Annotated in this window: 11 protein-coding genes; 5 read left to right on the forward strand and 6 right to left on the reverse strand. The window is 47.6% G+C overall.

Annotation, left to right across the window (positions count from 1 at the left end; all coding sequences use genetic code 11):
* Nucleotides 1-25 precede the first annotated feature (25 nt).
* Nucleotides 26-1,045, reverse strand: coding sequence for a zinc-binding alcohol dehydrogenase family protein (locus QFZ51_RS27050; RefSeq protein ID WP_429050545.1), 1,020 nt, complete (start codon nt 1,043-1,045; stop codon nt 26-28).
* Between the two features lie 232 nt (nt 1,046-1,277).
* Here QFZ51_RS27050 and QFZ51_RS27055 point away from each other — a divergent pair, with 232 nt between their 5' ends.
* The 5 genes from QFZ51_RS27055 to QFZ51_RS27075 all read left to right on the forward strand — a co-directional run bounded on the left by QFZ51_RS27055 (nt 1,278) and on the right by QFZ51_RS27075 (nt 8,229).
* On the forward strand, nt 1,278-1,838 hold the full coding sequence (locus QFZ51_RS27055; protein WP_370908109.1) for an RNA polymerase sigma-70 factor: 561 nt from the start codon (nt 1,278-1,280) through the stop codon (nt 1,836-1,838).
* A gap of 99 nt (nt 1,839-1,937) precedes the next feature.
* Nucleotides 1,938-2,912 (forward strand): FecR family protein, encoded by a 975-nt coding sequence (locus QFZ51_RS27060; RefSeq protein ID WP_429050546.1) that lies wholly within the window; start codon nt 1,938-1,940, stop codon nt 2,910-2,912.
* Nucleotides 2,913-3,007: 95 nt separating this feature from the next.
* Nucleotides 3,008-4,471: a SusC/RagA family TonB-linked outer membrane protein gene (locus tag QFZ51_RS27065; RefSeq protein WP_429050547.1), complete on the forward strand. Its 1,464-nt coding sequence runs from the start codon at nt 3,008-3,010 to the stop codon at nt 4,469-4,471.
* Complete coding sequence (locus QFZ51_RS27070; RefSeq protein ID WP_429050548.1) at nt 4,437-6,419, forward strand: SusC/RagA family TonB-linked outer membrane protein; 1,983 nt, start codon at nt 4,437-4,439, stop codon at nt 6,417-6,419. Before QFZ51_RS27065 ends, QFZ51_RS27070 begins: the two co-directional genes overlap by 35 nt.
* 25 nt (nt 6,420-6,444) lie before the next feature.
* Nucleotides 6,445-8,229 (forward strand): RagB/SusD family nutrient uptake outer membrane protein, encoded by a 1,785-nt coding sequence (locus tag QFZ51_RS27075; RefSeq protein ID WP_429050549.1) that lies wholly within the window; start codon nt 6,445-6,447, stop codon nt 8,227-8,229.
* A 98-nt stretch (nt 8,230-8,327) separates the two neighbouring features.
* On the opposite strand, the gene QFZ51_RS27080 is transcribed toward QFZ51_RS27075, so the two are convergent.
* The 5 genes from QFZ51_RS27080 to QFZ51_RS27100 all read right to left on the reverse strand — a co-directional run bounded on the left by QFZ51_RS27080 (nt 8,328) and on the right by QFZ51_RS27100 (nt 13,515).
* Complete coding sequence (locus QFZ51_RS27080) at nt 8,328-8,837, reverse strand: hypothetical protein (RefSeq protein ID WP_429050550.1); 510 nt, start codon at nt 8,835-8,837, stop codon at nt 8,328-8,330.
* A gap of 45 nt (nt 8,838-8,882) precedes the next feature.
* Nucleotides 8,883-9,308, reverse strand: a complete 426-nt coding sequence (locus tag QFZ51_RS27085) for a hypothetical protein (RefSeq protein WP_429050551.1) — start codon at nt 9,306-9,308, stop codon at nt 8,883-8,885.
* Between the two features lie 319 nt (nt 9,309-9,627).
* Nucleotides 9,628-10,587: an FAD:protein FMN transferase gene (locus QFZ51_RS27090; RefSeq protein ID WP_429050552.1), complete on the reverse strand. Its 960-nt coding sequence runs from the start codon at nt 10,585-10,587 to the stop codon at nt 9,628-9,630.
* 2 nt (nt 10,588-10,589) lie between these two features.
* The gene (locus tag QFZ51_RS27095; protein WP_429050553.1) at nt 10,590-12,398 is read right to left on the reverse strand and encodes an FAD-dependent oxidoreductase; all 1,809 of its coding nucleotides are present in this window, start codon (nt 12,396-12,398) and stop codon (nt 10,590-10,592) included.
* Nucleotides 12,361-13,515 (reverse strand): hypothetical protein, encoded by a 1,155-nt coding sequence (locus QFZ51_RS27100; RefSeq protein ID WP_429050554.1) that lies wholly within the window; start codon nt 13,513-13,515, stop codon nt 12,361-12,363. Before QFZ51_RS27100 ends, QFZ51_RS27095 begins: the two co-directional genes overlap by 38 nt.
* Nucleotides 13,516-13,521: the final 6 nt, after the last annotated feature.

A 13,521-nucleotide genomic window follows, 5' to 3' on the forward strand; every position in this document is an offset into this window, starting at 1 on the left:
ACTGTTTTTGATATCGGTTAAGGGATCAGATATCTATGATCGCCTTTATCACTCCGTTACGGGGATCCAGCCAGGAGGGAAAGGCGGTTTTTACGTCGCCGAATTTCACCCGGTGGGTAATGTATTTATCCGGATGCACCTGTCCTTCTTTGATACAGCGGATCACCTGTTCAAAATCTTCGCGGGTAGCGTTGCGGCTGCTCATCAGGGTGGTTTCCCTTTTATGAAATTCCGGATGGGAAAACTGGAGCAGGTCTTTCTGCAACCCGATGAGTACATACCGGCCGCCATGTGCCAGGTAATAAATGCCGTTGTTAATGGCTTTCTGGTTACCGGTGGCGTCTATTACTACTACCGGCATATCGCCGCCGGTAATATTGCGCAGCTGCGTGGCTACGTCTGCAGCGGCATTAATCGTAAAAGGAATGCCCAGCATTTGCTGTGCAAACTGCAGCCGTTTATCCTGGATGTCGGTGGCAATTACCTGTGCGCCGGCAATGCGGGCAAATTCCATGGCGGCCAGGCCGATGGGGCCAGCACCCATTACCAGTACGAACTCACCGGGTTGGACGGCTGCCCGGCGGATGCCATGTGCGCTTACCGACAGCGGTTCCACCAGTGCCAGCTGTTCGGCAGTGAGACCATTGCCATGCACCAGCAGGCGTTCCGGCACCGACAGGTACTCTGCCATGCCGCCGTCTTTATGCACGCCCAATACCGCGATATTTTCGCAGCAATTGGGTTTGCCGTTGCGGCAGGCAATACAAACGCCGCAGTTTTCATATGGAATAACCGTTACCAGCTCCCCTATGTGAAAGCTGGTAGATGTTATGCCGTCCAGGTCTACAATTTCACCAGCCAGCTCATGCCCGAGGATGCGGGGATAATTAAAATAAGGCTGGGTACCTTCAAAAGCGTGCAGATCGGTGCCGCAGATCCCTATTTTGCGGATGCGGATAATAGCATGCCCAGCCTGCACCTGGGGCATTGCCTGCAAACCATATTCAAAATTACCGGGAGTAGTACAAATGAGTGTTTTCACCATAATTAATTTAGAAAAAAAAATCCGTACCCGGACGTTTTATTTTCACCGGTGGATAACAGCATGATATTCAAAGAAACAGGATTAAAGAAGATATTTCTTATAGTATATTATCCTGTCTGTGATATATATTGATTATTCCCGGTGAAAAACCCTTCAAGGGTAAGCTATATGTCATCCGGACACTTAATATTATACACTTGCATTTTTACATAATTTGGGTATTTTTACTATCATGCGCGAAGATATCCCCGAATTGCAAAACAAAATATACACCGGTGATACACAGGCATTTAAAGAATTGTACGATGACTTTTGCGCGCCATTACTCCAATTAGCCCTGGCGATTGTTCATTCCAGGGAAATGGCGGAAGAAATAGTTGCAGATGTGTTTATTGCCGTATGGAAAAAAAGGAAAAGCCTCCACCAGGTAAGCAACCTGAAGTGGTATCTCTATGCAGCCACCCGTAACATTGCGCTTAACTATCTCCGCAAATATGCCCATAAAAAAACGCTGCATCTTGATGAAGCCTATTTATTGGAATATGAAATAAATCCCGAAGCGCAACTGATCAGCAATGAAATGATGCGGCATATTAATACGGCCATCAGCGAGCTTCCCCCGCAGTGCCGCCTCATCTTTAAACTAGTAAAAGAAGATGAGCTCAAATACAGGGAAGTAGCCATGCTGCTTAACATCTCCATAAAAACGGTAGAAAACCAGGTAGGCATCGCGTTGAAAAAACTCACTAAAATAAAGTCCTTCCTCACTACGCCGCTTCCGGGCGACCAGTAATCTTTCTCAAAAAAAAATTCCTGCCCTCTTGGGGGTATTATCTCCTTCCGGTTGTCTTATACCCCGAAGTGCCCTTCGTCAACCATTTTCAATAGTACTATGAGCAACGACCGTATATGGATATTACTCGGTAAACAGTTCAGCGGCGATATTTCACGTGAAGAACTGTCAGAACTGGAAACATTGCTGAAAGATGATCCGGAGGCTGCCGCTTCGCAGGAACTTGCTGCCACCATCTGGCAGTCGCCTATGCAGGAAGTGACTGATATGCAGCACAGTAAAGAACGTATATGGGAAACTGTGAACCCGCAACTTCCCCGCAACAATATACGCAAACTGGTAGCGATGGCAGCGGCAGCAACAGTGCTGACAGCAGCCTGGACGCTGTGGCATTTTACGCGCACCACGGCCCCTGCGGTACAACAACTCAGCTCCGCTCCCGGCGGAAAATCGAAGGTGATACTTCCCGATGGTTCCATCGTATGGCTCAACAGCAACACGCAGCTTTCTTACGAAAAAAACAGCTTTGGCCAGCAACAGCGGGAAATTACACTTACCGGTGAAGCCTTTTTTGATATCGCCAAAAGCGAAGGCGTTCCTTTTATTATTCATGCGGGGAAAGTAAACATCCGCGTACTAGGCACCGCGTTTAACGTGAAAGCCTATACGGGCGACAGCGCCGTGTCCACTACGCTGGTCCGTGGAAAAATTGCGGTATCGTTTGGCGGTAAAACCGTGGTGATGCAACCTGAAGAAAAACTAATGGTTCCGGCAACCCGGCTGGCGCCTGTCTTGCAGCAAAAACACCTGGAGAAAGACAGCAGCGGACAGCTCCGCGAAATATCCTGGCTGAATAATAAACTGGTATTTGACAACGAAACCTTTGGTGAACTGGCGGTGAAAATGCACCAGTGGTACGGGGTTACTATACACTTTGAATCTGCCCAACTGCAACAACTCCGGTTTTCCGGCATCATCGATACAGAATCAATAGACGAGACGTTGAAAATGCTGCAGCTATCGCGGCCCTTCAATTTCCGGATCAACGGGAAGGACGTCCGCATCAATAATTGATACCGTATTTATCATCTTCAAAAATAAATGCTATGACATAAAAACATTACAAACCCGTTCTTTTAACTTTCGTTCACCCTCTTACATTCCATGTTATGAAGATAATGTTCCTATGGACTTTTATTAAAAGTCTGCATGGCAGGCTGCCTGGTATACTCATCCTGGCCTTGCTGCTAACCGGTATCACGCCGGTATACGCCACCTCCGCCACCCAGGAAAAGATCAGTATCTCCCTGGAGAAAGTCAGCATTAAAACAGTGCTGAAGGCTATTCAACAAAAAAGCCGCTACCGGCTGATCTACAACGACGATATTTTACCGGAGAAACCGCCGGTATCCATTCACGCAGAAAATGCTACCGTAGAGCAACTGCTCACTGAAACCCTTTCCGGTACTACGCTTCGTTACACTGTACTGAACGACAACGCTATTGTAATTGCATCCGGAAATATCATCGCCGCCAAATTAAGCGGCATTGTAAAAAATGAACACGGCGATCCGCTGATTGGTGTTTCCGTAAAAGTAAAAGGTACCAATATTGGTACCATGACCAATGAACACGGTCGTTTTGAACTGCAGGCTGCCGCCGGCGTTACGCTGGTATTCAGCTATGTAGGTTATGAACAAACCGAAGTGGTAAGCACCGCCGATCCCATCAACATCATCCTGAAAGAAAGTGCCAGCGGATTAAATGAAGTAGTGGTGGTGGGTTACGGCACACAGAAGAAAACTTCCTCCACCGCCTCCGTGGCAGCAGTACAGGGTAAGGAGCTGGCAAAATCGCCGGTAACCAATATCTCCAATTCGCTGGCAGGAAATGTTTCCGGTATCAGCATGCGTCCCAATGGCGGCCAGCCTGGCAGGGATAATCCTGATATTCACATCAGGGGTATTGCCACCACTGGTAACAATTCACCACTGATAGTAGTGGATGGTATCATCCGCAATAACATCAACGAGATTGCGCCCAGCTCCATCGCCTCCGTGACGGTATTGAAAGATGCCGCCGCAGTAGCCCCTTACGGATTGGGTGGCGCTAATGGTGTAATCCTCATCACCACCAAACGCGGACAAACAGGTATGCCGTCGTTATCGCTCAACGCCTATTACGGTTGGCAAACGCCCACTTATTATCCTAAAATGCTGAATGCACAGGACTATATGCGCCTGCGTAATGAAGCCTATATGAATGAAAACCCCGGTGGCGCACAGCAGCCATTCTCCGAAGAGCTGATCAACACGTATGCAGACCTGAACGCCAAAGATCCCGATAAATATCCCATCAGCAATACCAAAGACCTGGTGCGCATGCGCGCGCCGATTCAAAACTATAACCTGCAACTCAGTGGCGGCACCAAAGTGGTGCGGTACTATGCCGGTATTGGTTTCCTTAAACAGGATGGTATGTTTGACCCGATCAACTACAAACGTTACGATTATAATGTAAACATGGAAGTGAGCGCCACGTCCACCACCACGGTATCACTGTCGCTTATTGGCGCCATTGAAAATACCAACAGTGTAGATGCTGCCACTACAACCCGGGCAACTGTTCCGTAGTGCATATAAACTGATCCCCATCACCAACATGTATTACAGTAATGGCCTGTGGGGCGAGTTTGCAGGCAATACGCCGGTAGGTATCCTGAAAGCAGGTTACTCCCACCGCAATGCCACTTCGCTGCTCACTACCCTCGCCGTGGAACAGCAACTGCCTTTCATTAAAGGGCTTAGTATTAAAGGTACTTTCAGCTATGATCCTAACGACTTCACCGTGAAAGGATGGCATACGCCGTTTTACTTTTATTCGCAGAATACCTCCACTAACCCCTACTCATATACGAAACAAATATCCACTTCGGAAGGAAGCGCTGCACCCTACACCTGGCTGAACCAGGAGTATTCAAAGAACCAGTTCTATACCTACCAGGGATTCCTGAACTATCATAACAGCTTTGGCAAGCACGACTTCACAGGACTGCTGGTAGCCGAAGCCCGCAAGAATGACTCTACCGGCTTCTCTGCCCGGCGGAATAATTTTGCGGTAAACATCGACGAGCTGGGAATGGGCAGTTCCAACAAAAATGATTTTGATAACAATGGCTCTACTATTACCGGTAGTCAACTTGGTTTTGTATACCGCGTAGGTTACATCTACGATCAAAAATATCTTTTTGAAGCAGCCGGCCGGTACGATGGTCACTATTATTTTGCGCCTGGCAAACGCTGGGGTTATTTCCCTGCTTTCTCCGCAGGATGGATTATCTCCGAAGAAAAATTTATGAAGGATCGTCCCTCTGTGCTGAACTATCTTAAACTCAGGGGCTCCTGGGGAAAATCGGGTAACCTGGCCGGATCTGCGTTCCAATACCTGAACGGTTATAATTTATACGGTAACGCCTATGCTTATGGCAACGGCAATATGGTACAGGGTTCCAACATCAGCAGGGAAGCCAATCCCAATATCACCTGGGAAATATCTACTAAAACAGATATTGGTATAGATGCTACTTTATGGAAAGGTTTACTTACACTGGAAGTAGATTATTTTCATGAAAGAAGAACAGGTATGTTGCTGCCGCCGGCAGTAACGGTACCGGTAGAATACGGCCTGGGGCTGTCCGACGAAAACCAGGGTATTATGGAAAACCGTGGTATTGATATTTCCGCGGGTACCAGCCACCGTTTCACCAATGGCCTGCAGGTAAACCTGAACGGCAATTTCAGCTATGCGAAGAATAAAATGATCCAGGTGTTTGAAACTGCTGCCACACATGATAATCCCAATCGCAGCAGAACAGGCCGACCCACCGGCACGCAGTTCGGCTATCATGCGCTGGGATTGTTTTCCCAGGGAGACGATAAAAACAGCGATGGTATCATCAACAGTGACGATGGCTACAACGTTACCCAGTTTGGCGTGCTACATCCCGGCGACATCCGCTATGCAGATATAGGCGGTCCCGGTGGTAAACCCGATGGTAAAATAGATTCCTATGATGAAACAGTAATCGGCAACCCCGTGTATCCTTTCATCACCTACGGTTTCACGCCCAGCGCCTCCTGGAAAGGATTTGACCTCAGCCTGTTTTTCCAGGGATCTGCGCTGGCCAGCCTGAACATCCGTGGTTTCCAGACGGTGCCGTTTAACAACAACAACAGTAATTCAGCTTATGAATACTACAACGACCACTGGACACCGGCCACGCCCAATGCAAAGTATCCGCGTGCGAACCAGTCGCCCTACGCTAATAATACACAGAACTCCGATTTCTGGATGATGAAAACGGGTTATCTCCGCTTAAAAACTGCCGTGCTGGGATACACCCTTCCTCCCAATATTTCAAAAGCTATGAAGATGCAGAGTGTCCGTTGTTATTTCTCCGGGCAAAACCTGCTCACCTTCAGCAAAATGAAATTCATGGATCCGGAAGTAGGCTACACCGACCTGGAAACAGCGTATCCTAACCAGAAAGTATTTGTGTTTGGACTCAATGTCACCTTTTAGATTCATCCTGTTAAATAAAAATATTATGATCCGCTTCATACATCTGTTGCCCGCCGTTATACTGCTGCTCAGTATCCTGTCGTGCAAAAAAGAATTCCTGGAAAATACCGACAAGTCGAAGCTCACCGACGAAACCCAATGGAGTACAGAAGGGAATGCCGATCTTTTCCTGAACGATATTTACAGCGCATTACCGAACTACTGGAACCAGCCGGAAAACCTGGATAACTTCACCGACGACAACGACGCCGGCTTTTATTACACTTCCTACAACTGGAAACAGGGCATTGTGGAACCTTCCTCCAACGACTATACTATTTGGGGAGGCATCACGGGTTCCGGCGATCTCACCAACTGGACAACCATCTTCACTAATATCCGCAAATGCAACACCTTCATTACAGAGGTACGTAATAATGCTGCCAACTTCTCGCCCGAGTGGCTGAACAAACGGCTCGATGAGGCCCGGTTTATCCGCGCCTTTTTTTACAGCGAATTGTGGATGCACATCGGCGGATTGCCTATTATTACCGTGCCCGCCGACAGGCGCACCATGGACAGCGCCGCCATTTACACGCCCCGGAATACTTTTGCGGAAACAACAGACTTCATCACCACGCAACTGGATTCCATTGCCAAAGATGGTTACCTGCCGGCTAAATACAACAAGGGCGACGCAGATGCTGGCCGTGCTACACTGGGCGCCGCGCTGGCCTTAAAAGGATGGGTGGAGTTATATGCCGCCAGTCCTGCTTTCAACGCCGCACAACCTGCCGCAGGCAACGACCCGCACAAAGTAGCCGGTTACAATAACTTCGATGCGCAGCGCTGGAGTAAGGCCGCCGCTACTTTCAAACAGTTCATCGACCTTTATGGCAACGGTAAATCATACGAACTGTTTCCCGAACCTTCCGCTATCTGGTATGAAGCCAATGAGTACCATTCGGAAGTAGTGTGGGATCGCCAGGTAGTAGCCAACACTATGGGGTCTTCCTTTGAACAATATGGCGGCCCGGTGTGGATCAATGGCGCTTATTATACCTGGGGCAACTACAACCCTACCCAGGAACTGGTAGACCAGTTCAATATGGCCAATGGCAAACCCATCACCGATCCCACTTCCGGCTATGATCCGCAACACCCTTACATAGGCCGCGAGAAGCGTTTTTACGACTGGATCGTATATGACGGCGCGCCTTATAAAATGAACTGGATGGATAAAGGCGACACCATATACACCCGCATTGATAAAGTACGTCCTTCCAAAAACCAGATTGATTTTGGCACCGATGACGTAAGCAATACCGGCTATTATTTTAAAAAGCGGCTCAACCCACTGGTGCGGCCCGGCGGTGGTGCAGTAAGCGGCGCCAACTTTATCTACTACCGCTATGCCGAAGTATTACTGGGATATGCCGAAGCGCAAAATGAATCCGCAGGCCCCGATGCCACCGTATACAATGCCATTAACCAGATCCGCAAAAGAGCTGGGTTGCCCAACCTGGCGCCGGGATTATCTCAGGCAGAGATGCGGGCTGCTATTTATCATGAAAGACGCGTGGAGCTCTGTTTTGAGAACAAACGCTTTTATGACATCATTCGCTGGAAAACCGTGAGCACGGTGATGAATGTGGATAAACATGCCATGAAGATCACGAATACGGTGCCCAATAACAACTCAGGGGTATGGAAATACGAAATTGTGCCGTTGAACCACCCGCATGTGTTTACCTCAAAAATGTACCTGAACCCGGTACCGCAGGATGTGATAGACCGTAACCCGAAGATTGTGCAGAACCCAGGATATTAAGAGATATCTATTAATAAAAAAGTTGCAGGCAGGTCCTGCAACTTTTTTATTTTATATGGCTGTGTGTAAGAATGAGGTGATTAGGAAGTATTTGTAACTTATATTTTTGCAATCGTCTTATGCACATTTTTCTTCTCTTTTTTCCTTAATTCTTTATTTGTACTGATATTATACGCCTTGCCTTTCTCGGCCAGCAAAAACCAGCTGAGTGCGGGTATTGTATTGTTTGAGTGCAGCTCCAGCCTGATAAACAACTCATCATTAGGAAATTCTTTATTATGAATAATACGGCTTAAACGGGTTTCATCGATACTGATCTCCGCGGCGAATTCCTTTTGCTTCTTTTGCACGGCCCGGATATAGGCAGAAAGGAAATAGCCGAAGTGCAATGAGCCCTGGTATTCCAGTGATTCAATTACGCTTTCCATCTGGTACTTAACTTGCAATAAGTCTGCTCTGAGGTGATCGGCTGGGGTCATTTTATTCCACTGCTGCATACGAAACGCTGCCATTTCTCTATCTGCAGCAGTTTTTTCTTCTTTGGAAAGGCCGTGAGGATAAATGTTATCCACAGATAGTTCTTCACTTATTTTCTTATTCTTCTTCATAATTAATCGTTTTCCAAATAATCTGTAATGAGAGTAATAGAAATTTCACCGTCTAACATAGAGCTGTGCTCCCATTGGAGAAAAAAAATATTTCCTCATATAATGAGATATTAATACCGTCTTAGGTATCAAAGAAACAAAACCATTAAACCCTTCTTTAAATGACAGTTTACATGCAAAAGCAATCAAACAACCTGCCAGCCTATCATACACCTTAAAATCACCTCTATTCTCCCGTGACAATTCCAACAATCTTATTTCACATCTACGCTCTGAAGAATTAATTTGAACAGACATCAGTCCAAGAATATAATCATCATTGATAAATGTGATTTTATAGGTTTCAATTTCTACTTCCCTTTCCCAATCAAAATCAAATCTCTTCTTTGTGGCGCCTGTTAACTCCACTTTTCGTAGTAAAGTTATACGAGCCTCTTTATATTTGCCCGATGCAGTATGTAGAACTCTCATAAAGTTATGTAAATTTATTCTATTTGTCAATTAATTGATAAAAATCATCAATTAAAAGAATAAATGACCCGACTTAAAAGCAACTGTATTGCGGCTGAAGCATCATTAATTATTACAAAATGGGAAGCAATATGCGTCGTTAATTAACTGATAAGAGGAAATTCCCCGGGGGTTATACAAAGTATAAAACAGCTGAATATTTAGTTTAATTAAATATACACAGATATCGCAAATCAGTACTATGCAATTAATTAAATTCAAAACAAAAAGCCATCAATAACGACAGCTTTTGGGGTTAATCTTCGGAACAGTCTCTCTCTCACTCCACCATTCTCCTCACCCCTTCCGTCATCCACACCTTCACCCCGCCCTGCGCATCCACATACACCAGGTATGCATCCAGATCTTTCCGTTGCGCCAGGAACTGTTTCGTTGCCTCTACTCCCATTACCATAAAAGCGGTATCATATCCGTCTGCGGTAATAGCATCTTCAGAAAACACCGTAACGCTCAACAGCGAATCGGGTGTGGAGTAGCCGGTTTTGGGATGAATGATATGCCCGGATACAGTACCGTTTTGCTCATAGTGATCGCGGTAATCACCTGCCGTGGTAGCAGACCTGTTATACAGCCGTATGGTAGCCAGTTGCTGATCGGGATGCAATGGGTTATCGATGCCAACGGTCCACGACTTGCCGTTTTTAAGCCCTTTACAGCGCACTTCTCCGCCTATCTCTACCATGTAATCGCTGATGCCGTTGCGGTCCAGTAATACGGCTAGAACATCCACGCTATAGCCTTGCGCAATGCCGTCGAAATCGAGGCTTACGCCTTCCTTTAATTTGCGCACGCCGGTTTCATCAAAACGGATATTGGAAAAGCCTACATATTGCAACAGGGAATCGGCCTTTTCCCACCACGGGGTATGTGTTCTTTTGCCCTGCCGGTAAGCGGTTGTGAGCGGCATGACAGTAGGGTCGAAAGCGCCGCCGGTAGCGGCGTATATCTCGGCGGATTTTTTTAATACCGGGTAAAAATAAGGCAGCTGGAATTCAAGGGAGGTAGCGCGGTTAAATAAAGAGATCTCGGAGTCTTTCCGGTAAACAGACAGGCACTGGTCGATGTCTGTTAAAATTTGTGTTATCTGCGGCGTGAAATCCCGCTGCTGCGCATCCGCATATTGAATATGCCAGGTAGTGCCCTGCGCGCTGCCTTCCAGGTGTATCATGGAAGGGGCAACGGCGGTATGCAACAGCAGCAGGATATAAACGGCGTACATGTTTAATTTTTAAGCAGGTCCATCAGTTCGGGGAGATGATCGGTGTATACACTTCTCGGGCTGCCGTGGTATTTATTGGCCACATAGGCGGCAAAGCCTACTACTTCTCCCATCATACCACAGGTGCGCATTACGCGGGTACTGCCAAAGGCTACATGCGTGGTGCTGATATTCCGTCCTGCCATAAACAGGTTGTTGATATTTTTAGAATATAAACAACGGTACGGAATGGTATACGGGGCCACCCTGATATGTTTGGTGCCGGCAAAAAATTCCTGTCCTTCAAAATACTTTTTGTTGACAGGATCCGGGAAATGCAGGTCGATGGTCCAGGTGGCGGTGACAGCGCCATCCGGGTACATTTTACCTTCCTGTATATCCATCTGGGTGAGCACATGATCACCGATGATCCTCCGGGATTCGCGCTTACCGCCGATATAGGCTACCCAGGCCAGTTGCTGTTTGCCATATTTTTCGGGCTTGCTGTTTTTAAGATAGGACCAGTTACCATAAATCGCGCGCAGGTTATGATCGCGGATTTGTTCGGCTTCCGTGATGGTATTGAAATTACCAAAACCGGTTTCCCATTCCCAGTCCGCCTTAGACGCATCAATATGATATTCGTCTGAAAACTGCAATGCCCAGGGTGTGGCAGGGAAAGCAGTAACGCTGTCTGTTGGCAGGGAGGCCCACAAGTTAGAAGTGCCAAGTGTAAAGCTATCTGGCTTCTCTGCGGCGAGCGATTCGCCTGTTTCTTCTTTGCTTTCTCGGCCCATCCTGAAGGCGGCGCCGGCAAGATAACCTATCGTGCCATCGCCGGTACAATCAGAGAAATAAGTGCCGGTAAAACGTGTTTCCTGGTTGCTCGCAATATCACGGCCGGTAACCGCTACAATATGATCTTTCTCTTTTTCTACTTTGAATACATAGGTATTGAGGAACAGGGTAAGATTTTTTTCTGCTTTAACGATGGCTATTTTACGGGCATCGCCATATTCTTTTGCATCGGGGTTACCGTTACCGGGATCGCCGTTATCCATTTCCCTTACAATGCGACCCAGCTTGGGATAGTAATTTTTGTCGATATCGCCCATCAGGTGCACCCGTATTTCCGAGCTGTTGTTCCCGCCGAGTACGGGTCTGTCTTGTATCAACGCTACTTTCAAACCCATGCGGGAAGCGGATATAGCGGCACAGGTGCCGGCAATGCCGCCACCTACTACCACGAGATCAAACGGGCCGGCCTCTTTTGGCGCGGCCGTTAAATGCAAAAGGTTACGCCGTAATGCGCTCAGTGCGGCCGCGTCATCCGGCGGGGTAAATTTCCCGGTGGTAAACATCAGGGCATCACAACGGCCATTAAAACCGGTGAGGTCGCGCAAGGCTATTTTTGTGGCGCCGGCAGCCACGGTGATCTCGCCGCCGTCGTACCATTTCCATTTGTCGTTGCCGCTTTCCCCAAACACCGTTTTCACCGGTGCATCATTCACTACCACCTGGAATTTTCCTGGTCCCTTCGGGAAGGGCGCCCAATCTTTTGTGCGCACCCATAAATGATAAGTACCTTTCTCCGGAAAATTGACGGTAGTCACCGCATCTTTTACCGGGCGGCCCATGCCGTGCGCCATCAGGTAGGAGGAACCCATTACGGGAAACGACTGCTGGTCGATGACCCAGCCGCCTTTTTCTGTAAAGGATTCTGTTTCCACAAATACCCGCTGTTGCGCCTGCAGCCAGGGTGTACATATACACAACAACAGGATGGTGAGCCAGCTATTTTTCAGTTGGATGAAGCGTTTGTTCATATTCATGCATCTTAATTTTTACGGAATGATTCACCGGCTGCTGTTGTAACAGCAACGCATGGATAGCGGCTGCCCGTGTGGCATCGGTGTTTTTTAACTGGTTGGCCAGCAGCTGTATCGCCGCATCCCGCAAATGGGGCGTGGCCTGTAATGCGGCCAGTATTAAATGGAACTGTTCCTCATTGGCGCTGCTGCCCGCATTCGCGAGTTGCTTTGCCATTGCATCGCTCAGCGGCACGGTGGCCAGTTTACGCAGCATGGTTAACTGTAACGGGTACACGCTTTTAGTGTAAGTATCCCACAACCACGACTGTGCCTTGGCGCCGCTGATAAAACCGGGATGTACCTGTTGCAAAGTATACCTGGCAATAAAAATATTTTTGCCATTAATCAAAGTACGGATATCATTTTCAAAACCCGGCATTATCCTCCCGTTTTTATCCATCACCTTTTCAAGTGCTTTATACTGATAAGCGTGATTGGAGGAAGACAGAAAACGATGCAGCAGTGCGGGATTGATATAGGTATCTGTAATACGGGCGATTTCATCTGTCACGGTACCGTGCGCGATATGCCACAAGGTATAACAGGTGTACACGGCGCCGGAAATCACTTCATTTTTAATGGTTTTCAGCGTAGCGCCGGTACGGGCATCCACCGAATCGCTGAGACTTTCCGTTCCCGGTACAATGAGGTCGGTGATAGCCAGATCAGCCAGCAACGAATTGGGCCGGGCCAGTATGTCCTGCAGCTTTTCATAATCGTCGCGTTTAAATTCTTTGTGATCCAGCTTTGTTAATACTTCCTTTCCGGGCAGATCATAACGGATATAATTGCCCAGCAGGTCCCAGTAAAGGTTGATGTATACCGGTTTACATTCTCCCGTATAACAAACCGGCGTAAAAATATGCCGGTAATAGTACAGTGGCCTGTTATCCCGGTCCAGCGCCAGCTGCAGCTCATAAGCCGCAGTGTCACTGATACGGTATGTTTTATAGGAAGCCGCCACCGGTAACAGCGAGCGGTTACCCAGCACGTCTTTCACGGCGCCGGTATCAACGGGATTTTTCCCGTTGGCTGCCTGGCAACACCACATCAGTAAACAGACCACTGTATATTTCATGCCGCT

Source organism: Chitinophaga sp. W3I9, assembly GCF_050434025.1.
Taxonomy (GTDB): Bacteria; Bacteroidota; Bacteroidia; order Chitinophagales; family Chitinophagaceae; genus Chitinophaga.

Bases quoted from the DNA above. Each gene is read 5' to 3' on its own strand.
- QFZ51_RS27065 (WP_429050547.1), top strand. From the start codon at position 3,008: ATGAAGATAATGTTCCTATGGACTTTTATTAAAAGTCTGCATGGCAGG.
- QFZ51_RS27055 (WP_370908109.1), top strand. From the start codon at position 1,278: ATGCGCGAAGATATCCCCGAATTGCAAAACAAAATATACACCGGTGAT.
- QFZ51_RS27100 (WP_429050554.1), bottom strand. From the start codon at position 13,515: ATGAAATATACAGTGGTCTGTTTACTGATGTGGTGTTGCCAGGCAGCC.
- QFZ51_RS27090 (WP_429050552.1), bottom strand. From the start codon at position 10,587: ATGTACGCCGTTTATATCCTGCTGCTGTTGCATACCGCCGTTGCCCCT.
- QFZ51_RS27095 (WP_429050553.1), bottom strand. From the start codon at position 12,398: ATGAATATGAACAAACGCTTCATCCAACTGAAAAATAGCTGGCTCACC.
- QFZ51_RS27080 (WP_429050550.1), bottom strand. From the start codon at position 8,837: ATGAAGAAGAATAAGAAAATAAGTGAAGAACTATCTGTGGATAACATT.
- QFZ51_RS27085 (WP_429050551.1), bottom strand. From the start codon at position 9,308: ATGAGAGTTCTACATACTGCATCGGGCAAATATAAAGAGGCTCGTATA.
- QFZ51_RS27070 (WP_429050548.1), top strand. From the start codon at position 4,437: ATGCTGCCACTACAACCCGGGCAACTGTTCCGTAGTGCATATAAACTG.
- QFZ51_RS27060 (WP_429050546.1), top strand. From the start codon at position 1,938: ATGAGCAACGACCGTATATGGATATTACTCGGTAAACAGTTCAGCGGC.
- QFZ51_RS27050 (WP_429050545.1), bottom strand. From the start codon at position 1,045: ATGGTGAAAACACTCATTTGTACTACTCCCGGTAATTTTGAATATGGT.
- QFZ51_RS27075 (WP_429050549.1), top strand. From the start codon at position 6,445: ATGATCCGCTTCATACATCTGTTGCCCGCCGTTATACTGCTGCTCAGT.